Origin of the sequence: Streptomyces flavovariabilis, assembly GCF_000725785.1 — a bacterium.
Taxonomy (GTDB): domain Bacteria; phylum Actinomycetota; class Actinomycetes; order Streptomycetales; family Streptomycetaceae; genus Streptomyces; species Streptomyces hawaiiensis.
This window is the reverse complement of record NZ_JNXD01000023.1, coordinates 79332-102911: the sequence shown is the minus strand read 5'-3', so window position 1 is coordinate 102911 and position 23580 is coordinate 79332. Positions and strand designations below refer to the sequence as shown.

Sequence of the window (23580 nt, the reverse complement as noted above, 5' to 3'; positions counted from 1 at the left end):
GTCACCCTACTAGTTCCCGGTGACGGAGCGGCACCCTCCGGAGGCGCGCTGTGCACGCGCCGACGCATAGAGACATACGGCGGCGGCGGTGGCGAGGTTCAGGCTCTCGGCCTTCCCGTGGATCGGAACGCGTACGACGGCGTCCGTCAGGGCGCGGGTCTCCTCCGGCAGGCCCCACGCCTCGTTGCCGAAGACCCAGGCGGTCGGCCCGCCCATGGTGCCCTCGTCGAGCTCGTCGTCGAGGTCGCGGTCGCCCGCCCCGTCGGCCGCGAGGACCCGGACACCGGCGTCCCGCAGCGCGTCGACGGCCTGCTCCACGGGGACGCCGACGGCGACCGGCAGGTGGAACAGGGAGCCGACGGAGGCGCGGACGGCCTTGGGGTTGTACACGTCGACGGAGGCGTCGGTCAGGACGACGGCCTCGGCGCCGGCGGCGTCGGCGCAGCGCAGCACGGTTCCCGCGTTGCCGGGGTCCCGGACGTTGGCGAGGAGGGCCACGAGCCGGGGGCGGGCCGCGAGTACCTCCTCGAAGGGCGTGTCCAGGAACCGGCAGACGCCGACGAGGCCTTGGGGGGTGACGGTGGTGGAGATGTCGGCGATGACCTGCTCGGCGGCGAGGTGCACCCGGACTCCGGCGTCCCGGGCCGCCCCGATGATGTCGGCGTAGCGCTCGGCGGCCTCCAGCGTCGTGAACAGTTCCACGAGCGTGGCCGCGCCTCCGGCCCGGTGCCCGGCCGCCTCCCGCACGGCCTGCGGCCCCTCCGCCAGGAACAGCCGCTCCTTCCCCCGGAAGTTCCGCTTGGCCAGCCGCCGCGCGGCCAGGACGCGGGGGGAGCGGGGGGAGACGAGCTCGGGGGTGGCGGAAGGCATCCTGTTCGCTTTCTCGGTAGCTACACAGCAGGACCCGCAGACCGTCCGGCCTGCGGGTCCTTCAGTCGCATCGGCTCGAGCCGGTGTCACGCAGCCTTCGGCGCGTTCACGTCGCTCGGCAGCGCCTTCTGGGCGACCTCGACGAGCGCGGCGAACGCACCGGCGTCGTTGACGGCCAGCTCGGCCAGGATCTTGCGGTCGACCTCGACGTTCGCGGCCTTCAGACCCTGGATGAAGCGGTTGTAGGTCATGCCGTTGGCGCGGGCAGCGGCGTTGATGCGCTGGATCCACAGCTGACGGAAGTCACCCTTGCGCTTCTTGCGGTCGTTGTAGTTGTAGACCAGCGAGTGGGTGACCTGCTCCTTGGCCTTGCGGTACAGGCGCGAGCGCTGACCGCGGTAGCCGGAAGCCTGCTCGAGGATCGCCCGGCGCTTCTTGTGGGCGTTGACTGCCCGCTTGACGCGTGCCACTTGTTAACTCCTTGTAGCGGGGTCGTGGGGGTGCTCACACGACCCGAAATCGATTGGGTCCCGGTCCGGCGTCCGTACGGCGCTCACGCGCCGGGACGTCACTTGCCGAGAAGCTTCTTGATCTTCGCGGCGTCGCCCGGGGCCATCTCGGCGTTGCCCGTGAGGCGACGCGTCACGCGGGACGACTTGTGCTCGAGCAGGTGGCGCTTGCCGGCACGCTCACGGAGCACCTTGCCGGAGCCGGTGATCTTGAAGCGCTTGCTGGCACCGCTGTGCGACTTGTTCTTCGGCATAGCGCCGTACTCTCCTCGTCGGTGGCGCTCCGGTGCCCGGTCGCGAAACCGGGCACGGTGGAGCGTCGTCTCGTAGTGGTTGCTTCCTGGGACTGGCGTCCCGGGGGTCACGCCTCTGCGGGCTCCTCGGCGGGCTCTTCAGCCGGCTCCTCGGACTCCGCGGCGTTCTGCGACTTGCCGGGGTTGGCCTTCGCTTCCGCCTTGCGGGCTTCCTGCGCCTGGCGAGCCTCGGCCATCGCCTCGGTCTTCTTCTTGTGCGGACCGAGAACCATGATCATGTTTCGGCCGTCCTGCTTCGGGTTCGACTCCACGAACCCGAGGTCGGCCACGTCCTCCGCGAGCCGCTGCAGCAGTCGGTAGCCCAGTTCGGGCCGGGACTGCTCGCGACCACGGAACATGATCGTGATCTTGACCTTGTCGCCCTGCTTGAGGAACCGAACGACGTGACCCTTCTTGGTGTCATAGTCGTGCGGGTCGATCTTCGGCCGGAGCTTCATCTCCTTGATGACCGTGTGCGCCTGGTTCTTGCGCGCCTCACGGGCCTTCATGGCCGACTCGTACTTGAACTTCCCGTAGTCCATGAGCTTGCACACAGGCGGACGGGCGGTCGCCGCCACCTCGACCAGGTCCAGGTCGTACTCCTGCGCAAGCTCCAGTGCCTTGGCCAGGGGGACGATGCCCACCTGCTCGCCACTGGGACCGACAAGTCGCACCTCGGGAACGCGAATCCGGTCGTTGATGCGGGGCTCGGCGCTGATGGATCCTCCTCGGTAGCACCACGCGACAGTCTGGCGGACAGCCGCGTTAACGTCTGTGTTCGATAGACCTAACCGCGTCGAAGCAACAAAAATGCCCCGGACGATCCCAGGCGGGGCTCCTCGAACTACCGGAGCACCGCCGCGGGAAGCCGCGGGGCGCGCTTTCGGACGGATCTCCGCCGCTGGGACGGGACCGCCTGACCGGTGACCCGCCGCCCTGAGGGTGATCGGGTGGGAGTTCGAAAGCCTCCACTTGTGGGCCGGGCTCGCAGGCTGTGAGACATACGTGTCCGACCGGTCGTTACATGAGGTTACCAGCAATGGCCGGCAACGACCAATTGGGGCGTGCCGGGGTCACGTGGGGAGCACACGCTCCCTGCGCCTATCGTGTGGGGCATGAGTGAGACCCCTCCTGAGTCCCCCGACTTCGACGCCATGGCCCGCGACATCGCCGAGGTCCCGGCGGTCGAGGTGATCGTGACGGTCGCCGTCAACCTGATGAGCGCCGCCGCCGTGAAGCTCGGTCTGACCGAGGAGGGCGAGGAGCACAAGGACCTGGACGAGGCCCGCAAGCTGGTCCACGCCCTGGCCGGTCTGCTGGACGCGACCGCGACCGAGATCAGCTCCTTCCACGCGGCTCCCCTGCGCGACGGCCTGAAGTCGCTGCAGCTGGCCTTCCGCGAGGCCTCGCTCGTCCCGGACGAGCCGGGCCAGGGCCCGGGCGAGAAGTACACGGGCCCGGTCTACGGCTAGACGGTCAGCGGACGAAGAGGGGCTCGCCCGGTGGCGTCGCCTCGGCCGGCAGCAGTGCCAGGTCGAGGCCGCGCACCAGGCGGGCCCTCAGTGTTTCGTCGGCGGCGAGCCGCTCGGCGACGGCCCTCGCCGCCGAGGCCGGTTCCGCGGACGGGTCCAGCACCAGGGCGAGGGTGCCGTCGGCCCGGCCCGGGCCGAGATGGGCGCGCAGGACGGCGGGCTCGGCGGCCACGGCTCCTCGCACGGCCCCGACGACGGCCGGGTCGGTGAGCGGGTCGGTGGTCGTGCGGCCCTCGGCGAGGGCGAGCAGGGCGGGGCCGGTCAGCTCGAAGGGCACCGGCCCGGCCATGTCGAGCACGATCGTGTCCGCCTTCTCGTGCGCGGCGGCCTGCAGGGCCTGGTGCAGCGGCACGGCGACGGGGCGGGCCTCCGGGTCCCAGCGGGCGAGGGAGTCCGTGGAGGTGAAGGCGGGCAGGGCGGTGCGGTCGCCGGCCTTCAGGGTCGGTACGGCCATGTCGCTGGTCTTCTCGCGGCGCAGTCCCCGCTCGTCCTCCTCGACCTCGCCGAGCACGGCCACGACGGGGACGAGCAGCCGGGCACCCTTGAGGGCGGCGAGGACCGGGCCGACGGCGCCGCGGTCGGCGGACCAGGCGGCGAGTGCCGCGCTCAGCCGGGGGTCGGCGGAGCCGTCGTCGTCGGAGAAGCCGGAGTCCGGGATGTTCTTGTTCGCCACGCGTCGACCCTATCGGCCGGACGGCGCGCTCCCGGCAGGGGCTCAGAAGTCCTCGCGGCTCGTACGGCGGCCGCGCCACAGGACGACCGCCGCGACCAGCAGGACGCCGCCGGTGCCGCCCGCGAGGGGGGCGGCCCAGTCGGCGGGGTCGTCGCCGGAGTCGTCGGCGTCCGGTCCGCTGCCGAAGTATGTGGCGCCGTAGGACGCCGACTGGAGGTCCTCGGGCCGGAGCCGGCCGGCGGCCTCGATGGCGGCGGCCGGGTCGATGAAGCCGAAGCCGCGGGAGTCGTCGCGGCCCCCGGCGGGGGCGTTGCGGGCGGTGTCCTCGAGAAGCGACTTGATCTGGGCCGGGGCGAGGGCGGGGTGGGCGGCCTTGACCAGGGCGGCGGCGCCGGAGACGAAGGCGGCGGCGGCGCTGGTGCCCCAGCCCTCGTAGTACTTGTGGTCGGGGTCGGCGATGACGACGTCGACGCCGGGGGCGCTGACCGTGGCGTACCAGCGGCGGGTGGAGAAGGAGGCACGGGTGCCGGCGCGGTCGACGGCCGTGACGGCGATGACGCCCGGGTAGGCGGCCGGATAGGAGATGTGGTCGCCCTTCTCGCCGCCGTTGCCGGCGGAGGCGACGACGACGACACCCTTCTTCAGGGCGTACTGGATGGCCTGGTCCTCGGCGGGTTCGGGGTGCGCGGAGGCGGAGTCGTCGCCGAGGGAGAGGTTGATGACGTCGGCGCCGTGGTCTGCGGCCCAGCGGATGCCCTCGGCGAGAGCGTTGCCGCGGGTGCTGCGGGCCTTGGCGCGGGAGGGGTCGCCGTCCTCCAGGATCACGCGGACGGGGAGGATCTTCGCCTCCGGGGCGATACCGAGGATGCCGTCGTCGCCGCCGGGGCCGTGTCCGTGGCCGGCGATGATGCCGGCCATGGCGGTGCCGTGCCGGGCCCAGGCGCGGTCGCCGGGTTCGGCCCCGAAGCGGATCAGGTCCTTGCCGGGCAGGACGTTGCCGGCCAGGTCGGGGTGGTCCTCCTCGACGCCGGTGTCCAGGACGGCGACGGTGACGCCCCGGCCCTTCGTGGTCTGCCAGGCCTGCTCGGTGTGCATGGCCTGCAGGGCCCACTGCTGGGCGCGGATGCCGTCGGCGTGCGCGGTGGCGGCGGGGAGGAGGACGAGACCGGCGGTGAGCAGGACGCCGAGGGCGGCGGCCTTCCGGGACGGCCTGCGCGGGCGTTTCCCGGCCGGGGTGGGCACGGCGGTCACGAGGGCTGCTCCGAGGCCGAACGGACGTTTCTGCGGAAGTCGCGTTCGACGCGGTCGGCGAGGCCCTTCGCCTCGTTGCCGAGGCCGGCCTGTGCGGCGGGGGTGGTGGCGTCGGCCTCCATGGCGTCCCCGGCGGGCTGCGGGTCGTCGACGCTGCGGCCGTCGGCCCAGCCGGAGACGGCGTAGACGACGACGGGGGCCTCGGTGAGCACGGAGACGGTCCAGGAGGCGCGCTGCCGGGCGCCGAACCCGGCGGCGGGCGTGCCCTCGGCGGCGTACGGCAGGGGCATCAGGTCGCTGCGGCGGTCCAGGCGTTCCTTGCGGAAACGGTTCGCGAGGGCGGTCATGCCGGGGGCGTCGGCCGTACTGAAGAGCAGGCCGACGGTGGTCACGTAGCTCTCGGTGGCGTCGGTGTAGGTGGCGCGCAGGAGGCGTTCGCAGCCGACGGGGGCGAGGGCCTTGCGCAGCAGCGGGTCGAAGGCGTCCTTGCAGCCGCTGTCGGGTGCGACGGCTATGCGGGTCCAGGTGCGGTCGGCTCCGCCGGGGCCGGCGCCCCGGCCCTGCACGGTGGGCGGGAAGAGCTGGTCGACGGGGACGCTGTGCCAGAGGCTTCCGGCGGCGGCGAAGGTGCTGAGTGTGCCGTCCTCCCCGGAGCCGCCGACGAGCCAGCTGCCGGTGACCGCACCCGAGATGAGTCCCAGCCCGAGCACGAGGCAGACGGCGGCAGCGGCGGCCTGCGACCTCCCGCGCCGGCCGAGCGGCCGGGGCCGGGCGTCACCCTCGTAGCCCTCGGGCTCACCGAACGACACCAGGGGGCGCGTGGCGCTCCAGGAGAGGGCGGGGTCGGGAGAGACGGGGGCGGGGTTCCGCGGTGGCGGGGCGAAGGACGCCTGCGGTGCCTGTGCGGGGCGCGGCGGAGTGGCGGGGCGCACGGGCACGGGGCGGCCTGCCGTCGCTCCCGGCGCGGCAGGGCGGCCGAAGGGTGCGGGGGGCTCGTCCGGTGCCGGGTCCGCGGGGACCGGGCGCAGGCGCGCGGTCGTCTCGGACGAGTTCTCGCCGGGGGCGCCGCTACGGCGCGGCACGGGGAAGCGGAACGGCCGGCCGGCCGGCTGCGGGGGTGCTCCGGCCGAGGCGTCCGAACGACCCGGTGCGGAGAGGCGGAAGGGACGGCCGGGCGCCTCCGGTGAGGTCCCGTCCGAAGTGTCCGAACGCCCTGCCCGGCCGGAGGAGCCCGGCGTGGGGAGGTGACGCGGCCGCAGCGGGGCGTCAGGTGCCGGGGAGGTGGACGGCCTGTTCGAGTCGGTGCGTGTCTCGCGGCCGACGCCGGGCGGCGTGTCCGAGCCGGAGCGGGTGTCACCGCGGGTCTCGCGGCCGACGCCGGGCGGCGTGTCCGGGAAGCGGGTGGAGGCGCGGGGCGGGGGCGGTGAGGCGGGCTCGGCGCGCCGGGGTGCGGCGGCGCCGAGGTTCGTGGCCCCGAGGGTGGGGAAGCGGGGGCGGCCGTCGGGCCTGTCGGAGGACTTCACGCCGGCCGGCCCGGCCGTGGTGGCCTGCGGTCCCGTAGCAGGGCCGGATGCTGTGCCCGGGGTGTCCCGCTCGTCCGTCGCCGGGGCTTCCGGTGCGGCCGGGGGGTGTGACGGGCGGGGTGGCGTGGCGGGGCGTGGGGGGAAGGAGGCGCGCTGCGCTTCCGTGCTCATGCACCCCCCGTTTCCTCATGCCCGGGCCGCTCGTCTCGCGCGGGCCGGTGGCATCCTGCCCGAGGCCCGGTACGGAATCGTCCCGGGCACACATACCCGTACGGACGGAGCGTCATCCGGCACGGATCTCCGGCCGGCGTCGTCCGCCGTACGTGCGCGTCACTCTACGGCTTGTTCCTGGGCGAACGGGAACCAGTCCACAAGGCCGGGGCATCTGCCCGGAACGTCCCCCTACCCTGCGGTAATCCGGTCTGGCAGGCTGCGTTCATGACTGCGCGCGCCGCCGACCGGGCCCGTTACGACCGGGCCACCGCCCATCTCGACGCCCCACTCGCGATCGTGGACCTGGAGGCTTTCGACGCCAACGCCGCCGATCTGGTCCGCCGCGCCGGGGGCAAGCCCGTCCGGGTCGCCAGCAAGTCCGTGCGCTGCCGGGCGCTGCTGGAACGCGTCCTGGCCCGGGACGGCTTCGCCGGGATCATGTCGTTCACCCTCGCCGAGTCGCTGTGGCTGGCCCGGTCGGGGTTCGAGGACGTGCTGCTCGCCTACCCGTCCGCCGACCGTGCCGCGTACGCCGAACTGGCCGGTGATCCCAAGCTCGCCGCGGCCGTGACCGTCATGGTGGACGACGTCGCCCAGCTGGATCTGATCGACGCCTCCCGGGGCGGCGGGCGTGAAGTGGTGCGGGTGTGCCTGGAGTTGGACACGTCCCTGAAGCTGTTCGGCGGGCGGGTGCGGGTGGGGGCCCGGCGCTCGCCGCTGCACTCCCCCGCCCAGGTCGCCGACGTGGCGCGGGCCGTGGCCCGGCGGCCCGGTTTCGAGGTCGTGGGCATCATGGCGTACGAGGGGCATGTCGCCGGTGTCGGGGACGCGGTGGCCGGGCGGCCGCTGCGGTCCCGTGCCATCCGGCTGATGCAGGCGGCCGCCAAGCGTGAACTCGCCGAGCGGCGTGCGGAGGTGGTGCGCGCGGTGCGGGCCGTCGTGCCGGGGCTGGAGTTCGTCAACGGCGGCGGCACCGGCTCGGTGCAGCACACGGCGGCCGAGGACGCGGTGACCGAGATCGCCGCCGGGTCGGGGTTGTACGTGCCGCGGCTGTTCGACAACTACACGGCGTTCAGCGGCCGTCCGTCGGCCCTCTTCGCCCAGCCTGTCGTGCGCCGGCCGGGGGTCGGGGTCGTGACGGTCCTCGGCGGTGGGTATCCGGCGTCCGGTGCGGCCGGGGCCGACCGGTCGCCGGTGCCGTATCTGCCCGAGGGGCTGCGCTACGACCCGCAGGAGGGGGCCGGTGAGGTGCAGACGCCGCTGCTGGGCTCGCCCGCCGACGATCTGCTGATCGGCGACAAGGTGTGGTTCCGGCACGCCAAGGCCGGTGAGCTGTGCGAGCGGTTCGACCGGCTGCACCTGGTCGAGGGCGACACGGTGACGGCGACCGTGCCCACCTATCGCGGCGAGGGTCACACGTTCCTGTAGGGCGTCAGCCGGCCGGGCCGATGCTGCTGCCGACACCGCCGCCCGTGTCCGCGTCGCCGACCGGGCGGATGCCCTTGGTGATGCGGTCCATGTCGGCGAGCGGCGGGCCGTCCTCGCCGGCGTCGAAGACGTACCGGACGAGGACCGGTGACTCGGTGCCGACGCTGGAGGGGAAGACGAGCGACTGGACGTAGCCGCCGGGGCCCTTGACTGTGGTGACACGCCAGCGCACGAGGTACCCGGCGCGGCCCGCCACCGCGACCGGTCCGGACTTGACGACCTGGTGCGACCGGAGGCCCCCGTAGAGCTCGCGGCCGAGCTGGTCGCGGTCGTAGGCGTCGTCGGCGGCCTCGGAGATGTCCGCCTTGGCGAGGGCTTCGGGGGACTTCTCGTCGTTCTCGGTCACCGTGCGGGAGAAGACCATGCCGTGGCGGCACAGGCCGACGCCGGCGGGGCAGTCGTAGGTGCCGTCGGTCGTCATGACGACATCGTCCTGGGCGACGTGCTGCGGGCGGACCCAGCCGTCGCGCAGGGGGAACGTGACGCCGTTGAGCTGGTCCTCGACGACCGCCGGGTCGTCGGCGGACGGCTCCGACGCGGGCGCCTCGGGGGCCGGCTCCGGCGAGCCGGGCGTGGCCTCGGAGGTGGGAGTCGGGGCCGTCCTGGTCTCCGTGCCGGAGCCGTCGCCCCCGCTGAGGGCGACGGCTCCGGTGACGATCGCCGCGACCAGGACGGCGCCGGCGGCGGTCAGGGCGACCGTCTTCGTCCGGCCGGTGCCGCCGCGCCGCGCCGGGGCGGTGGCGGCCCCGGGGGTGCGGCGGTGCTCGGTCCAGGCCGTGCCGTCCCACCAGCGTTCCAGGTGCGGGCCGTGCGGATCGGGATACCAGCCGGGCGGGGGCGTCATGCTCATCCCGGCACTGTAGGGCGAGAACCCGGCGGTCAGGACACGGCTTACAGGGGTGTGACGTACGCCCCCGCGATCCCGCCGTCGACCAGGAAGTCGGTGGCGTTCACGAAGGAGGAGTCGTCGCTGGCCAGGAAGGCCACGGCGGCGGCGATCTCCTCGGCCTCGGCGAACCGGCCCAGCGGAATGTGCACCAGGCGGCGCGCGGCCCGCTCCGGGTCCTTGGCGAACAGCTCCTGGAGCAGCGGGGTGTTGACCGGGCCGGGGCACAGGGCGTTCACGCGGATGCCCTCGCGGGCGAACTGCACGCCCAGTTCGCGGGACATGGCGAGGACGCCGCCCTTGGAGGCCGTGTAGGAGATCTGCGAGGTGGCCGCGCCCATCCTGGCGACGAAGGACGCCGTGTTGATGATCGAGCCGCGGCCCTGGCGCCGCATGTAGGGGATGGCGGCCTTGCAGCACAGGTAGACGGAGGTGAGGTTGACCTCCTGGACGCGCTTCCAGGCCTCCAGGCCGGTCTCCAGGATGGAGTCGTCGTCGGGCGGGGAGATGCCGGCGTTGTTGAAGGCGATGTCGACGCTGCCGTAGGTGTCGTAGGCGGTCTGGAAGAGGGCCTCGACCTGCTCGGGGTCGGTCACGTCGACCTTCACGAAGGTGCCGCCGGTCTCCTCGGCGGCGGCCTTGCCGCGGGTGTCGTCGACGTCGCCGCAGACGACGTGGGCGCCCTCGGAGGCGAGGCGGCGGGCGGCGGCGAGGCCGATGCCGCTGCCGGCTCCGGTGACGACGGCGGTACGGCCGACCAGGCGGCGGCAGATGTTCTCCTGGGCAGTCACTGTGCGGGGCCCTCCGTGCTGATGAAGACGTTCTTGGTTTCGGTGAAGGCGGCCAGGGCGTCGGGGCCGAGCTCGCGCCCGACACCGGACTGCTTGTAGCCACCGAAGGGGGTCCAGTAGCGGACGCTGGCATGGGAGTTGACGGACAGGTTGCCGGCGCGGACGGCCTGGGAGACGCGCAGGGCCCGGCCGAGGTCACGGGTCCAGATGGAGCCGGAGAGGCCGTAGGGGGTGTCGTTGGCCAGGCGGATCGCGTCCTGCTCGTCGGTGAACGGCAGCAGCACGGCGACCGGGCCGAAGATCTCCTCGCAGGCCGCCGCCGAGTCGGGACTCACCCCGGTGAGCACGGTCGGCGGGAACCAGAAGCCCGGGCCCTCGGGGGCGCTGCCGCGCAGGGCCGGGGCGTCGTCGGGCACGAAGCCGCGGACGCGGTCCAGTTGCTGCCGGGAGATCAGCGGGCCCATCTGGGTCTTGTCGTCGGCCGGGTCGCCCACCACCACGGCGGCCAGCGCCTCGGCGAGCAGCTCGCGGACCTCGTCGTAGACGGACTCCTGGACCAGGACGCGGGTGCGGGCGCAGCAGTCCTGGCCGGAGTTGTCCAGGAAGGAGAACGGGTCGACGGCCGTCTTGAGGTCGGCGTCGGCGAAGACGATGTTGGGGCTCTTGCCGCCGAGTTCGAGGGTGACGGGCTTGACCTGCTCGGCGCCGAGGGCCGCGACGCGCGTCCCGGTCCGGGTCGATCCGGTGAATACGATCTTGGCGACTCCGGGGTGCCGGACCAGGGCGTCGCCGGTGATGTCTCCGCGTCCCGGCAGGACCTGGAAGAGGTGCTCGGGGAGCCCGGCCTCCAGGGCGAGTTCGGCGAGGCGCAGCGCGGTGAGCGGGGTGCTCTCGGCGGGCTTGAGGATGACGGCGTTGCCGGCCGCGAGGGCGGGCGCGGTGCCCCAGGCGGCGATCGGCAGGGGGAAGTTCCAGGGCGCGATCACGCCGACGACGCCGAGCGGTTCGAGGATCGTGACGTTCAGGCCACCGGCCACCGGGATCTGCCGGCCGGTGAGCCGCTCCACTCCCCCGGCCGCGTAGTCCAGCAGGTCGCGGACGTTGCCGGCCTCCCAGCGGGCGTTGCCGACGAGGTGGCCGGCCTCGCGTACCTCCAGGCGGGCCAGTTCCTCCAGGTGCTCGTCGACGGTGGCCGCGAAGCGGCGCAGCAGCCGGGCGCGGTCGCCGGGGGCGAGGGCGGCCCAAATCCGCTGTGCCCTGGCGGCGTGGGTGACGGCCGCGTCGACGTCGGCGGGACTGGCCCCGGCGACGGCCGCGACGACCTCCTCGGTCGCGGGGTTCAGTACTTCCAGAAGGTGCTCGGAAGACAAGAGGGACCTCACAGGCGTTCGAAGGAGCGGCGCAGCTCCCAGTCGGTCACTGCGGCGTCGAAGGCGTCCAGTTCGACGCGCGCCATGTTGCGGTAGTGCGCGACGACCTCGTCGCCGAAGGCGGCCCGGGCGACAGTGCTGTTCTCCCAGAGCTCGGCTGCCTCGCGCAGGGTGGTGGGGACGTGGTCCAGGTCGGCGGCGTAGGCGTTGCCGGGGCAGGGCTCGGGCAGCTCCAGCTTCTGCTCTATGCCGTGCAGTCCGGCCGCGACCAGTCCGGCGACGGCGAGGTAGGGGTTGACGTCGCCGCCGGGCAGGCGGTTCTCGAAGCGCAGGGAACGGCCGTGGCCGACCACGCGCAGCGCGCAGGTGCGGTTGTCCTGGCCCCAGGCGACGGCGGTCGGGGCGAAGGATCCGGGCTGGAACCGCTTGTAGGAGTTGATGTTGGGGGCGTAGAGGAGGGAGAACTCGCGCAGGGCCGCCAGCTGGCCGGCGAGGAAGTGGCGCATGACCTCGGACATGCCGCCTTCGAGGTCGCCGGCCATGGCGTTGGTGCCGTCGGCGTCGGCGAGCGAGAGGTGGATGTGGCAGGAGTTGCCCTCGCGCTCGTTGTACTTGGCCATGAAGGTGATCGACATGCCCTCCTGGGCGGCGATCTCCTTGGCGCCGGTCTTGTAGACGGAGTGCTGGTCGCAGGTGACCAGGGCTTCGTCGTAGCGGAAGGCGATCTCGTGCTGACCGGGGTTGCACTCGCCCTTGGCGGACTCGACCGTGAGGCCCGCGGTGGCCATCTCGTTGCGGATGCGGCGCAGCAGGGGCTCGATGCGGCCGGTGCCGAGGACCGAGTAGTCGATGTTGTACTGGTTGGCGGGGGTGAGGCCCTTGTAGCCGGCGTCCCAGGCCTGTTCGTAGGTGTCCTTGAAGACGATGAACTCCAGCTCGGTGCCGACCTGGGCGGTGTAGCCGAGCTCGGCGAGGCGCTCCAGCTGGCGGCGCAGGATCTGGCGGGGTGCGGCGACGACCGGGGAGCCGTCGTGCCAGGCGAGGTCGGCGTGGAGCATGGCCGTTCCCTCGTTCCAGGGGACGCGGCGCAGGGTGGACAGGTCGGGGTGCATGGCGAAGTCGCCGTAGCCGCGGTCCCAGGAGGACATGGCGTAGCCGTCGACGGTGTTCATCTCGGTGTCGACGGCGAGCAGGTAGTTGCAGCCCTCGGTGCCGTGCTTGAGGACCTCGTCGAGGAAGAAGCGTGCGGCGAACCGCTTGCCCTGGAGCCGCCCTTGCATGTCGGGGAAGGCCAGGACGACAGTGTCGATCTCACCGCCGGCGACGAGGGTGTGCAGTTCCTCGACGCTCAGCGGGGGTGTGCGGTCTGCCACGGGAAGGCCTCCTAGGCTCCTTGGATCCGCTGCCTTGGATCCGCCGGGAGCCATAAGGTATTGCGGAGAACCATTGCTTGGGAAGGGGGTGCGGCCACATGCCGGACAAAGACGGCGGGGGCGAGCTGCGGGACGGACTGACACCGGTGCTGCGACCGGTGCGCGCGGGCAACGGCTTCGAGGAGGCGCTGGAGCAGATCCTCCAGGTCGTACGGCTGGGTCTGGTGCCGGGGGGCGAGCGGCTGCCGGCCGAGCGGGAGCTGGCGGAGCGGCTGGGGATCAGTCGGGTGACGCTGCGCGAGGTGCTGAAGGTGCTCCAGGACCAAGGGCTCGTCGAATCGCGCAGGGGCCGCTACGGCGGCACGTTCGTGCTGCCGCGGACCGAAGCCGTCGGCGAGGACGAGCTGCGGCGCCGGGTCGCCGAGGTCGACATAGAGGACGTGCTGCGGTTCCGGGAGGTGCTGGAGGTGGGCGCGGCCGGGCTGTGCGCGGGGCACGGACTGGACGAGAGGCAGGCGGACCGGCTCCGTGCGGCCCTGGCGCGCACGCACGACGCGCCGCTCGCCGAGTACCGCCGCCTGGACACGCTGCTGCACCTCACGGTCGCCGAGCTGTCCGGCTCCCCCACGCTGACCGCCCAGTACGCGGCCGTCCGGGCCAGGGTCAACGACCTGCTCGACTGCATCCCGCTCCTGGTGCGCAACCTGGAGCACTCCCAGCGGCAGCACACCGCCCTGGTGGAGGCCGTGATCGAGGGCGACGCCGACCAGGCGCGGGAGATCATGCGCGAGCACTGCGGGGGCACGGCGGCGCTGCTGCGGGGCTTCCTCGGCTGAGCCGGGCGGTGTCGCGGGGCGGTGAGGATTTACGGGCGATTAACGCAAGGGTCTTGCCTTCCCCGGTCGGCACCGCAAAGGTATGGCTCCATTCCATTGAGTCGTAGTCCGCTCGGCCCCGTGACCGCCGCCGCCCCGTCGGGAGTCTGCCCATGCCCCAGGAACCCACCGTCACACCCGCCGCCCCGGAGGGCGACGACTATCTGGAACGCAGAGCTCTGCGCCGCGGCAGCGCCGGCTGGGTGCTGCTGACCGGCCTCGGCGTCGCCTACGTCGTCTCCGGCGACTACTCGGGCTGGAACTTCGGCCTGGCCGAAGGCGGCTTCGGGGGCCTCGCGATCGCCATGGTGCTCATGGGCGCGATGTACGCGTGCATGGTCTTCGCCCTCGCCGAGCTGTCCTCCATCCTGCCCACGGCGGGCGGCGGCTACGGCTTCGCCCGGCGGGCGCTCGGCCCCTGGGGCGGCTTCCTCACCGGCACGGCGATCCTGATCGAGTACGTCCTCGCGCCCGCCGCGATCGTCATCTTCATCGGCGACTACGTCGAGTCGCTGGGCCTGTTCGGCCTCGAGTCCGGCTGGCCGATGTACCTGGTCTGCTTCGCGATCTTCCTCGGCATCCACCTGTGGGGCGTGGGCGAGGCGCTGCGCTTCAGCTTCGTCGTCACCGGCATCGCGGTGGTCGCCCTGATCGTGTTCGCGCTGGCGGCGCTGCCCGACTTCTCCTTCGCGTCGCTGGACGACATCCCGGTCGACCCCTCCGCCGCGGGTTCGAGCTCCTGGCTGCCGTTCGGACTGCTCGGCATCTGGGCGGCCTTCCCCTTCGGCATGTGGTTCTTCCTCGGCGTGGAGGGCGTGCCGCTGGCCGCCGAGGAGACCAGGGATCCGGCCCGTACGCTGCCGAAGGCGATCCGCTGGTCGATGGGCATCCTGGTGGTGCTGGCCGTGGTCACGTTCTTCGCGGCGGCCGGGGCCCGCGGTTCCGACGCGATCCAGGAGGCGGGCAACCCGCTGGTCGAGGCGCTCCAGCCGAACGGCGAGGCGACCACCCTCAGCCGGATCGTGAACTACGCGGGCCTCGCCGGCCTGGTGGCGTCGTTCTTCTCCCTGATCTACGCGGGCTCGCGCCAGCTGTTCGCCCTGTCCCGCGCGGGCTATCTGCCCCGCTTCCTGTCGCTCACCAGCCGCCGCAAGGCGCCCTACCTCGGCCTGCTGGTGCCCGGCACGATCGGCTTCCTGCTGGCGGCGCTCTCCGGCAACGGCGCGCGGATGCTGAACATCGCCGTCTTCGGCGCGACCATCTCCTACGCGCTGATGTCCCTGTCCCACATCGTGCTGCGCCGCCGCGAGCCGGAGCTGCCGCGGCCGTACCGCACGCCGGGCGGGGTGCTGACGTCCTCGGTCGCCCTGGTGCTGGCGTGCGCGGCGCTGGTCGCGACGTTCCTGGTGGACGTGACGGCGGCGTTGATCGCGCTCGTGGTGTACGCCGTGGCCGTCGGGTACTTCGGCCTGTACAGCCGCAAGCGGCTGGTGGCGAAGGCGCCGGAGGAGGAGTTCGCGGCCCTGGCGGCGGCCGAGGCAGAGTTGGCACGGGACTGAGGCGTCGAGTTTGTGAGGGAGTGTCCGTGGGCAGGCCGTTGATCGGGGTCAGCACCTATCTGGAGTCCGGTGCGCGCTGGGGAGTGTGGGAGCTGGAGGCCGCCCTGCTGCCGGTCGGCTACCCCCGGCTGGTCCAGCGGGCGGGCGGCCTGGCCGCGATGCTGCCGCCGGACGACCCGCGCCACGCCGCGGCTGCCGTGGCCCGGCTGGACGGGCTGGTCATCGCGGGCGGGCCGGATGTGGAACCGGTGCGGTACGGGGCGGAGCGAGAGGAGCGGACCGGGCCCCCGGCGCCGGAGCGGGACGCGTGGGAACTGGCGCTGATCGACGCGGCGCTGGCCGGCGGTGTGCCGTTGCTGGGGATCTGCCGGGGGATGCAGCTGCTGAACGTCGCTCTCGGGGGGACGCTCGTGCAGCACATCGACGGGCATGCCGAGGCCGTGGGCGTGTTCGGGGGGCATGCCGTCAAGCCCGTGCCGGGGAGTCTGTACGCCGGTGTCGTACCGGAGGAGACGTTCGTTCCCACCTACCACCACCAGGCCGTCGACCGCCTGGGCGCGGGCCTCGTCCCCTCGGCGTACGCGGCGGACGGCACGGTGGAGGCGGTGGAGCTGCCCTCTGCCGACTGGGTCCTGGGCGTGCAGTGGCATCCGGAGATGGGAGAGGACGTGCGGGTGATGCGGGCGTTGGTGGAGGCGGCGGGCTGAGCACCAAGGGGCTCCGCCCCTTCGACCCCGGTGGGGGCCGCAAGCCGGGCTCCCTGGGCGACTGATGCGGCGGTGGGTGGGCACAGGCCAGGGGTCCAGGGGGGGCGGAGCTTCCTGGCCACGGGGCGCCCTACCCCCGCGTCAGCGACAGCAGGTCCCGCGCCGGACCGGTAGGGCGATGCCCCGTCGGCCACACCGCCCTCAGATCCCGCGCCAGCGCCACCCCCGCCACCGGTACCCGCACCAGCCGCCGCATCGCCAGCTCCTCCCCCACCGCCAGCTCGCTCAGCACCGCCGGCCCCGCCCCGCTCACCACCGCCGCCTTCACCGCCGTCGTGGAGGACAACTCGATCAGCGGCCGGGCCAGCCCCCCGAGCGCCGCGTCCAGCACCTGCCGCGTCCCCGACCCCTTCTCCCGGAGGATCAACGGCGTCGACGCCAGTTCCTCCGCGGCCAGCGACCGCCGCCGCCGAGCCCACACGTGCCCCGGCGCGGTCACCACTATCAGCCGGTCGTGGGCGATGACCGCCGAGTCGAGACCCGCCGGCACCGACAGCCCCTCCACGAACCCCAGATCCGCCTCGTCCGACAGCAGCCGCTCCGCCACCACCGTCGAGTTCCCCGCGTGCAGCGACACCGCCGTATCGGGCCGTTGCGCGCGCAGCGCGAGCAGCCAGCCCGGCAGCAGGTACTCGGCGATGGTCATGCTCGCGGCCACCCGCAGCCGGGAGTCCCGGCGGACGCGCAGCGCCTGCGCCCCCGCGTCGAACGCCTCCGCCGCCTCCACGATCCGCCGCGCCCAGTCCGTCACCAGCGCCCCGGCGTCCGTGAGCCGGGACCCGCGGGGCGACCGGTCGACCAGCGCCACCCCGAGCTGCCGCTCCATCGACCGGACCCGGCTGCTGGCCGCGGGCTGGGTGATGCCCATCTCCCGCGCCGCCCCGCCGAGGCTGCCGAGCCGCGCCACCGCCAGCAGCAGCTCCAGGGCGCCCAGATCCGGCACCCGGTGCCCCAGGGACCCGACGGCCGCCGGCCCGGCCTGCTCATCCGCGTTGCTCATAAACCCAGCTTATGTCGCCATAGAGGCATGGTCCCTGGTGGTGCGTCTCCCCCGGCCCCACCGTGGAGACATGGTCACCGCAGCCCAGCCCCTCACGTACCCGCTGTCCGTCCGTCATCTCGGGCCCAACTGGTACGCCACGGTGATGGGCACCGCCGTCGTCGCCACCGCCGGAGCCACCCTTCCCCCGCACGTCCCGGGGCTGCGCGGTGTGCTCGTGGGGGTGTGGGCCCTCTCGCTCGCCCTGCTCCTGACGCTGCTCGCGGGACGGGCCGCGCACTGGGCCCGGCACCGGGACCGGGCCCGCGCCCACCTCCTCGACCCGGCGACCGCGCCCTTCTACGGCTGTCTCGCCATGGCCCTGCTGGCCGTGGGCGGCGGTGCCCTGACCGTCGGCCGGGACTGGATCGGCCTGCGGGCGGCCGTGGCGCTCGACGCGGTGCTGTTCACCGCCGGCACGGTTCTCGGGCTCGCCGCGGCCGTCGCCGTGCCGTATCTGATGGCCGTACGGCATCGGGTGGAGCCGGGGCAGGCCACGCCCGTCTGGCTGCTGCCGCTCGTCGCGCCCATGGTGTCGGCCGCCGTCGGGCCGCCGCTGGTGCCGCATCTGCCGCCCGGCCAGGCTCGGGAGACGCTGCTGCTCGGCTGCTTCGCGCTGTTCGGTCTCAGCCTGCTCGCGACCCTGGTCATGCTGCCGATGGTCTTCGCCAGGCTGCTCACCGGCGGGCCGCTGCCCCTCGCCCTGACCCCGACGCTGTTCCTGGTGCTGGGCCCCCTCGGGCAGTCCACCACCGCCGTCGACGCGTTCGCGGACGTCGCGCCCGGGGTCGTGCCGGAGCCGTACAGCGAGGGGTTCGATGCCCTGCCCGTGCTCTACGGCGTGCCCGTGATGGGGTTCGCGCTGCTGTGGTTCTGCCTGGCCGCCGCCCATGTGCTGCGCGCCCGGCGGCACGGGATGCGGTTCTCGATGACCTGGTGGTCGTTCACCTTCCCGGTGGGGACCTGTGTCACGGGCGCCGAGGCGCTGGGCCGGCACACCGGGCTGATCGCCTACGCGGGTCCGGCGGTCGTGCTGTACGCGGTGCTGGTCGCGGCGTGGGGCACCGCCGTCGTGGGCACCGTGCGCGGGCTGCTCAGGGGCGGGCTGCTCGCAGCGCCCGGCCCAGCACCCGCGGTGCCTCGGCCAGTGACGGTCCGTACCACGTCAGGTGCCGTCCGCTGACGAGCGCGCAGGGCAGGCCGGGGAAGGCCTCCGGGCCGTCGTCGGCGGTGAAGCGGTACGGTTCGTCGGGCAGCACCACCAGATCCGGTGCCGCGGCGCGGAGTTCCTCGAGCGGGACGCGAGGGTAGCGGTCGGGGTGCGTCGCGTGCACGAGGTCGACGCCGAGCCGGGCGAGGACGTCGCCCGCGAAGGTGTCACGGCCGAGCACCATCCACGGGCGGCGCCAGATCGGCACGACCGCCGTCAGCCGTTTCTCCGGCTGCGGCAGGGACGACCAGATCCTCTCCGCCTCGTCCAGCCAGCGCGGACGGGCCGTCACTCCGCAGGCGTCCAGCACCCGGGCCAGCTCCCCGAAGGCCTGCGGCACGTCACGGATCTCCGTCACCAGCACCTCGGCGCCCGCCGCGCGCAGGGCCGCGAGGTCGGGTGCGCGGTTCTCCTCCTCGTTGGCGATCACCAGATCGGGCGCGAGGGAGAGGATCCGGCCGGTCTCGGGGTTCTTGGTGCCGCCGACGCGTACGACGTCCAGGCCGGGGGGATGCGTGCACCAGTCGGTGGCGCCGGCCAGGATTCCGGGCGCGGACCGGGCCACGGCCTCGGTCAGCGAGGGGACCAGGGAGACGACTCTCAACGGCGCGGCCGGTCCCGGACCGCCTCGATGTGCTCCGCCACGGCGACGACGATGACGCGGGTGTCCGACTCGGCCGCCCGCCAGCGATGCCGTACGCCACCGGTCAGGTACAGCGTGTCGCCACGGCCCAGGCGGTAGGCGCGGCCCTCCGCCTCGATCTCCACCGCGCCGTCGGCGACGTACATCAACTGGTCGTTGCGGTACCGGAATTCACGACCGGCGTCATGGTCGCCGGTGAACTCGGAGGCGTGCATCTGGTGGTGTCCGCGGACCAGGGAGCGGGTCCGGGGCAGCGGCTCGGTGCCGTCGTCGCGGACGACGTCCACGCTGCATGCCGGGTCGGCCGCGGCGAGAAGCTCCACGGCGGTGGTGCGCAGGGCGTCGGCGACCTTCTCCAGGGAACTGGTGCTGGGCCGTGCCCGGTCGTTCTCGATCTGGCTCAGGAAGGGGACCGACAGGCCGCTGCGCGCGGCCACGACGGCGAGGGTGAGCTCCAGCGCGCGGCGCCGCCGGCGCACGGCCGCGCCCACCCGAAGGGGTTGCTCTTTGTGGTCGCCCATCGCTCCGGTTCCCTCCTTCGGCCGTCGGTTTGCTCCCCGTGCGGCGGTGTCCCGGCGCACTGCTTCTGTGGAGTTGTCTGCACCCTACGCATGTTCGGCAAACCGTTTCCCGCGCCTGTCACATCGACGTCATACGGGACGGTGCACGACCTCAGACTTCGCGCCAGGGGATCCGCCGCCGAAGAGGGCGGGGAAGCCTTCCGTCTGCGGGAAGAACGGGGTGGGAGAGGGGTTCTGGGGGTGGCGTAGCGCTCTGTGGTTGTCCGGATCCCACTCGTGGGACCGAGGGGGCGGGGCAGGACGCGGCGTGTCGCGCGTCCCACCCCGGAACCCTACTGCGGTGTCATGCGCCGCACCATGTCCGGGTGCTGCTCGAGCCACGCGGCCACGGCCTCTTCCTCATGACCCTGGCCGCGGTCCTTGATCTCGCTCTCCAGGCTGCCGAGCTCGTCCTCGCTCATCCTGAAGTTCTTGATCCACTTCGTGAGCTGCGGGTACTCCTCGGGGAACTTCTCGTTGGAGATGGTGCGGATCGTGTTGCCCTCGCCGAAGGCCTTCTTCGGGTCCTTCAGCTTGGTCAGCTCGTAGTCGCTGTACGCCCAGTGCGGCGACCAGAGGGTGACGGCGATCGGCTCCTTCTTGGCGTACGCGCGCTTCAGCTCGGCCAGCATCGCGGGCGTGGAGCCGTCGACGACCTCGTACTCCTCGTCCAGGCCGTAGCCGGGCAGGACCTTGTTCTTCAGCAGGTCCATCTCACCGGTGCCCGGCTCGATGCCGATGATCTTCCCCTTGAAGGTGCCGGACTTGCCCTTGAGGTCCGCCAGGGAGTCGACGCCCTTCACGTAGGACGGTACGGCGATCTCCAGGGACGTCGGTTCGTACCAGGTGCCGAGGTCCTTGAGCCGGTCCTTGTTCTTGTCCCAGTAGTTCTTCTGGGCGTAGGGCAGCCAGGCGTCGAAGTTGAGATCGAGATCGCCCGAGGCCAGACCCGTGTAGACCGGGCCGACGTCCATCTGCTTGAGGTTCAGCTGGTAGCCGCGCCGCTCCAGGACGTTCTTCCACAGATAGGTGACGGCGATGTCCTCGTCCCACGGGAACCAGGCGACGTCCAGGGGCTGCTTCGCCTCGGCGGGCGTGCTGCCGCCGGAGTCCGGCACCGGGGCGAGCTTGTCGACGACGCCCGGGTTCTGCTTCAGCCAGGTACGGACGGCTTCCTGCTGGCTGCCCTTGCCCGCCTTGTTGATCTCGGCTTCGAGGCTGGTGAGCTGCTTCTCGCTCATCGTGAAGTTCTTCAGCCACTCGGCGACCGTCGGGTCGTCGTCGGCGAAGCCCTTGCGGGACAGGGTGTGCACACCGTCGCCCTCGCCCCAGGCGCCCTTCGGGTCCTTGAGCTTCTTGAGGTCGTAGTCGTTGTACGCCCAGTGCGGCGACCAGAGCGTGACGACGATCGGCTTCTTCTGGGCGTACGCGCGCTTCAGCTCGGCCAGCATCGCGGGCGTGGAGCTGTCGACGACCTTGTACTCCTTGTCGAGGCCGTACTCCTTGAGGACCTTGCTCTTCAGCAGGGCCATCTCACCGGCGCTCGCCTCGATACCGGTGATCTTGCCGCCGAACTCGGCGGCCTTGCCCTCGAGGTCCGCCAGGGAGTCGATGCCCTTCATGTAGGAGGGCACGCTGAGCTCCAGGGACGTCTTGTCGTACCAGGCGCCGAGGTCGTCGAGCTGCTTGCCGTACTTCTTCCAGTACTGGGCGTGGGTGGTGGGCAGCCAGGCGTCCGTCTGGAAGTCGACGTCGCCCTGGGCGAGGGAGGTGTACAGGGGGCCCGCGTCGAACTGCTTGGCCTCGACCTCGTAGCCGCGCTGTTCCAGGATCTCCTTCCACAGGAAGGTGGAGGCGACGCCCTCGTCCCATGGGATGTAGCCGATGCTGATCTTCTTGCCCTGGCCGATGTTCTTGCCGTCCGCCGCGGCCTCGGTGCCGGCGCTGCCGCCGAAGGCACCCATGCCGCCCGCGGTGAGCGCGAGGACGACGACGCCGATCAAGGCGACCGCGGGACGCGGCCGGTACGACCAGATCTTCAGCCCCTGGGCGGCGCGCAGCTTGGCGGCGGCGCGGCGGCCGAGCGGGGAGACCTGGGTGCCCAGCGCGCTGGTCATGCGGTCCAGGTAGATCGCGAGGATCACGATGGCCACACCGGCCTCGGAGCCCAGGCCGACGTTGAGCTGGCCGATGGCCTCGTTGACGTCGCCGCCGAGGCCGCCGGTGCCGACCATGCCGGCGATCGCGGCCATCGACAGGCCGAGCATGATGACCTGGTTGACGCCCGCCATGACGGTGGGCAGGGCCAGCGGGAGCTGGACGCGCAGCAGGGTGTTGCGGGGCGTGGTGCCGAACGCGTCGGCGGCCTCGACCAGTTCCTTGTCGACCTGCCGGATGCCCAGCTCGGTCATGCGCACGCCCGGGGCGAGCGCGAAGATCAGCGTGGCGACGATGCCGGCGGGGGCGCCGGTGCCGAAGAACAGGATCGCCGGGATGAGGTAGATCATCGCGGGCAGCGTCTGCATGAAGTCCAGGACGGGCCGGACCAGACCGCTGACGCGGTCCGAGCGGGCCGCCCAGATGCCCACGGGTATGGAGATCACGAGTGCGATGACGGTCGCCACGAGGACGAGCGCCAGGGTGATCATCGCGTTCTCCCACAGTTCGAGGGAGTCGATGAACGCGAAGCCGGCGAAGGTGAGGACACCGGCGAGCGTGCCGCGCAGCCAGAAGGCGATCACGGCGAAGATGCCCGCGAGGAGCAGCGGTTCGGGGGCCTGGAGGACGGCGTTGATGCCGTCGTAGAGGCCGAGGAAGACGGTCTTGCAGAAGTCGAACAGCCACGCCATGTGGGTGGTGAGCCAGTCGACCGCGTCGTTGACCCAACTGCCGAGCTGAATCCTAGGCACGGGCGGTCACCTTCTCTCCGCCCTTGTCGCGCGGGGAGTCGCAGGGCTGCGGGGTGGCGTCCTGCTCGTCGCCGAGGAACCCGATCAGGCGCTGCCGGGGGACGACGCCGATCTGCTTGTTGTCCTTGTCCACGACCGAGACGGGGTGGGAGAGCCGGGCGCTGATCGCGCACAGCTCCGTGAACGGGGTGTCGGCCGTGGCGGTCTCGCAGTGACAGCCCGGGTCGTCGCCGGTGACCGAGGGGTCCATGATCTCGCCCGCGGTCAGGACGCGGGAGCGGTCGACGTCCTGGGTGAAGGAGGCGACGTAGTCGTTCTCCGGCCGCAGCAGGATGTCCTGTGCGGTGCCGATCTGGACGATGCGGCCGTCACGCATGACGGCGATGCGGTCGCCCAGGCGCATGGCCTCGTTCAGGTCGTGGGTGATGAAGACGATCGTCTTCTTGAGCTTCTGCTGGAGTTCCAGCAGCTGGTTCTGCATGTCACGGCGGATCAGCGGGTCCAGGGCGCTGAAGGACTCGTCCATCAGCAGCAGGTCGGCGTCGGTGGCGAGCGCGCGGGCCAGGCCGACGCGCTGCTGCATGCCTCCGGACAGCTCGTCGGGCCAGGACTTCTCCCAGCCGGCCAGGCCGCACAGGGCGAGCGCCTCGTCGGCGCGGCGTGCGCGCTCGGCGCGGGGCACGCCCTGCACTTCCAGACCGTAGGCGGCGTTCTCGCGCACGCTGCGGTGGGGGAAGAGCGCGAAGTGCTGGAACACCATGCTGATCTTCTTGGAGCGGACCTCGCGCAGCTCGCGGGCGGTCAGCGTGGTCAGGTCCTGACCGTCGAAGCGCACGTGTCCGGCGGACGGCTCGAGCAGGCCGTTCAGCATGCGCAGCAGGGTGGACTTGCCGGACCCGGACAGGCCCATGACGACGAAGATCTCGCCGGGCTGCACGGTGAAGGACGCGTCGATCACGGCGGCGGTGGCGCCCTCGGCGCGCAGCTCCTCCCGGTCGGCTCCGCCGCGCAGCCGCTCGACCGCCCGGCCCGGTCTTCTGCCGAACACCTTGTACAGGCTCTCTGCCTCAAGCGTCGCTGACACGTGGACCTCTATTTCCTTGGCAACAGAACAGAGCGAGGACAGGGCGCAAACAGTTGAAATGCGCAACCAGCCTCGCTCCGGGGCGGCGCCTCCCCTCGATTGCCGATAGCAAACGGAAAAGTGGGGCGCTTCACATCAGAGGCGCAGGGCGCAACGTGTTGC

22 protein-coding genes are annotated in these 23580 nt (G+C 72.3%); 6 read left to right on the top strand and 16 right to left on the bottom strand.

Going from position 1 to position 23580, the window contains the following annotated elements:
• Window positions 1–9: 9 nt before the first annotated feature.
• The 4 genes from IO24_RS0132555 to infC all read right to left on the bottom strand — a co-directional run bounded on the left by IO24_RS0132555 (window position 10) and on the right by infC (window position 2391).
• A complete protein-coding gene (locus tag IO24_RS0132555; RefSeq protein ID WP_031142032.1) occupies window positions 10–870 on the bottom strand; it encodes a TrmH family RNA methyltransferase in 861 nt (286 codons plus the stop codon).
• An 86-nt stretch (window positions 871–956) separates the two neighbouring features.
• Window positions 957–1340 carry a 50S ribosomal protein L20 gene (gene rplT, locus IO24_RS0132550; protein ID WP_003989074.1) on the bottom strand — a complete coding sequence of 128 codons (384 nt, stop codon included), beginning with the start codon at window positions 1338–1340 and terminating at the stop codon, window positions 957–959.
• Window positions 1341–1438: 98 nt separating this feature from the next.
• On the bottom strand, window positions 1439–1633 hold the full coding sequence (rpmI, locus tag IO24_RS0132545; RefSeq protein WP_003977225.1) for a 50S ribosomal protein L35: 195 nt from the start codon (window positions 1631–1633) through the stop codon (window positions 1439–1441).
• A gap of 107 nt (window positions 1634–1740) precedes the next feature.
• Entirely contained in the window at window positions 1741–2391 is a 651-nt protein-coding gene (gene infC, locus IO24_RS0132540) for a translation initiation factor IF-3 (protein ID WP_078899443.1), read from the bottom strand.
• Between the two features lie 396 nt (window positions 2392–2787).
• Here infC and IO24_RS0132535 point away from each other — a divergent pair, with 396 nt between their 5' ends.
• On the top strand, window positions 2788–3144 hold the full coding sequence (locus IO24_RS0132535; RefSeq protein WP_031142026.1) for a DUF1844 domain-containing protein: 357 nt from the start codon (window positions 2788–2790) through the stop codon (window positions 3142–3144).
• Between the two features lie 4 nt (window positions 3145–3148).
• On the opposite strand, the gene IO24_RS0132530 is transcribed toward IO24_RS0132535, so the two are convergent.
• From IO24_RS0132530 to IO24_RS47440, 3 genes are read right to left on the bottom strand one after another with little or no spacing between them, the layout of a single operon-like run.
• Window positions 3149–3877: an SseB family protein gene (locus tag IO24_RS0132530; protein WP_031142024.1), complete on the bottom strand. Its 729-nt coding sequence runs from the start codon at window positions 3875–3877 to the stop codon at window positions 3149–3151.
• A gap of 42 nt (window positions 3878–3919) precedes the next feature.
• Window positions 3920–5119: a type VII secretion-associated serine protease mycosin gene (gene mycP, locus IO24_RS0132525; RefSeq protein WP_031142022.1), complete on the bottom strand. Its 1200-nt coding sequence runs from the start codon at window positions 5117–5119 to the stop codon at window positions 3920–3922.
• A 5-nt stretch (window positions 5120–5124) separates the two neighbouring features.
• Window positions 5125–6822 carry a hypothetical protein gene (locus IO24_RS47440; protein WP_338055601.1) on the bottom strand — a complete coding sequence of 566 codons (1698 nt, stop codon included), beginning with the start codon at window positions 6820–6822 and terminating at the stop codon, window positions 5125–5127.
• A 267-nt stretch (window positions 6823–7089) separates the two neighbouring features.
• Here IO24_RS47440 and IO24_RS0132515 point away from each other — a divergent pair, with 267 nt between their 5' ends.
• Entirely contained in the window at window positions 7090–8292 is a 1203-nt protein-coding gene (locus tag IO24_RS0132515) for an amino acid deaminase/aldolase (protein ID WP_031142019.1), read from the top strand.
• 4 nt (window positions 8293–8296) lie between these two features.
• Here IO24_RS0132515 and IO24_RS0132510 read toward each other — a convergent pair whose 3' ends face one another.
• Genes IO24_RS0132510 through IO24_RS0132495 form a run of 4 tightly spaced genes read right to left on the bottom strand, consistent with a single transcriptional unit; the run spans window position 8297 to window position 12772 of the window.
• Window positions 8297–9196: a DUF2510 domain-containing protein gene (locus IO24_RS0132510; RefSeq protein ID WP_031142016.1), complete on the bottom strand. Its 900-nt coding sequence runs from the start codon at window positions 9194–9196 to the stop codon at window positions 8297–8299.
• A 47-nt stretch (window positions 9197–9243) separates the two neighbouring features.
• Window positions 9244–10029: a 3-oxoacyl-ACP reductase gene (locus tag IO24_RS0132505; protein ID WP_031142014.1), complete on the bottom strand. Its 786-nt coding sequence runs from the start codon at window positions 10027–10029 to the stop codon at window positions 9244–9246.
• Complete coding sequence (locus IO24_RS0132500; protein WP_031142012.1) at window positions 10026–11399, bottom strand: aldehyde dehydrogenase family protein; 1374 nt, start codon at window positions 11397–11399, stop codon at window positions 10026–10028. Before IO24_RS0132500 ends, IO24_RS0132505 begins: the two co-directional genes overlap by 4 nt.
• An 8-nt stretch (window positions 11400–11407) precedes the next feature.
• Window positions 11408–12772, bottom strand: a complete 1365-nt coding sequence (locus tag IO24_RS0132495) for a glutamine synthetase family protein (protein WP_031142010.1) — start codon at window positions 12770–12772, stop codon at window positions 11408–11410.
• 98 nt (window positions 12773–12870) lie between these two features.
• On the opposite strand from IO24_RS0132495, the gene IO24_RS0132490 reads away from it, so the two are divergent.
• The 3 genes from IO24_RS0132490 to IO24_RS0132480 all read left to right on the top strand — a co-directional run bounded on the left by IO24_RS0132490 (window position 12871) and on the right by IO24_RS0132480 (window position 15913).
• Window positions 12871–13608: a FadR/GntR family transcriptional regulator gene (locus IO24_RS0132490; RefSeq protein WP_031142007.1), complete on the top strand. Its 738-nt coding sequence runs from the start codon at window positions 12871–12873 to the stop codon at window positions 13606–13608.
• A 152-nt stretch (window positions 13609–13760) separates the two neighbouring features.
• On the top strand, window positions 13761–15206 hold the full coding sequence (gene eat, locus IO24_RS0132485; RefSeq protein WP_031142005.1) for an ethanolamine permease: 1446 nt from the start codon (window positions 13761–13763) through the stop codon (window positions 15204–15206).
• A gap of 38 nt (window positions 15207–15244) precedes the next feature.
• On the top strand, window positions 15245–15913 hold the full coding sequence (locus IO24_RS0132480) for a gamma-glutamyl-gamma-aminobutyrate hydrolase family protein (protein WP_031142003.1): 669 nt from the start codon (window positions 15245–15247) through the stop codon (window positions 15911–15913).
• Between the two features lie 130 nt (window positions 15914–16043).
• Here the strand turns inward: IO24_RS0132480 and IO24_RS0132475 are convergent, their stop codons facing one another.
• Entirely contained in the window at window positions 16044–16973 is a 930-nt protein-coding gene (locus IO24_RS0132475) for a LysR family transcriptional regulator (protein WP_031142001.1), read from the bottom strand.
• 70 nt (window positions 16974–17043) lie between these two features.
• On the opposite strand from IO24_RS0132475, the gene IO24_RS0132470 reads away from it, so the two are divergent.
• Complete coding sequence (locus IO24_RS0132470) at window positions 17044–18195, top strand: TDT family transporter (RefSeq protein ID WP_031141999.1); 1152 nt, start codon at window positions 17044–17046, stop codon at window positions 18193–18195.
• Here the strand turns inward: IO24_RS0132470 and IO24_RS0132465 are convergent.
• From IO24_RS0132465 to IO24_RS0132450, 4 genes are all read right to left on the bottom strand, one after another.
• Window positions 18107–18826, bottom strand: coding sequence for a helical backbone metal receptor (locus IO24_RS0132465; protein WP_031141997.1), 720 nt, complete (start codon window positions 18824–18826; stop codon window positions 18107–18109). The genes IO24_RS0132470 and IO24_RS0132465 overlap by 89 nt on opposite strands.
• On the bottom strand, window positions 18823–19386 hold the full coding sequence (locus tag IO24_RS0132460) for a helix-turn-helix domain-containing protein (RefSeq protein ID WP_031141995.1): 564 nt from the start codon (window positions 19384–19386) through the stop codon (window positions 18823–18825). Before IO24_RS0132460 ends, IO24_RS0132465 begins: the two co-directional genes overlap by 4 nt.
• A gap of 332 nt (window positions 19387–19718) precedes the next feature.
• The gene (locus tag IO24_RS0132455) at window positions 19719–22334 is read right to left on the bottom strand and encodes an ABC transporter permease/substrate binding protein (protein WP_031141993.1); all 2616 of its coding nucleotides are present in this window, start codon (window positions 22332–22334) and stop codon (window positions 19719–19721) included.
• On the bottom strand, window positions 22327–23418 hold the full coding sequence (locus IO24_RS0132450) for a quaternary amine ABC transporter ATP-binding protein (RefSeq protein WP_031141991.1): 1092 nt from the start codon (window positions 23416–23418) through the stop codon (window positions 22327–22329). The genes IO24_RS0132455 and IO24_RS0132450 overlap by 8 nt, the downstream gene beginning before the upstream one ends.
• Window positions 23419–23580: the final 162 nt, after the last annotated feature.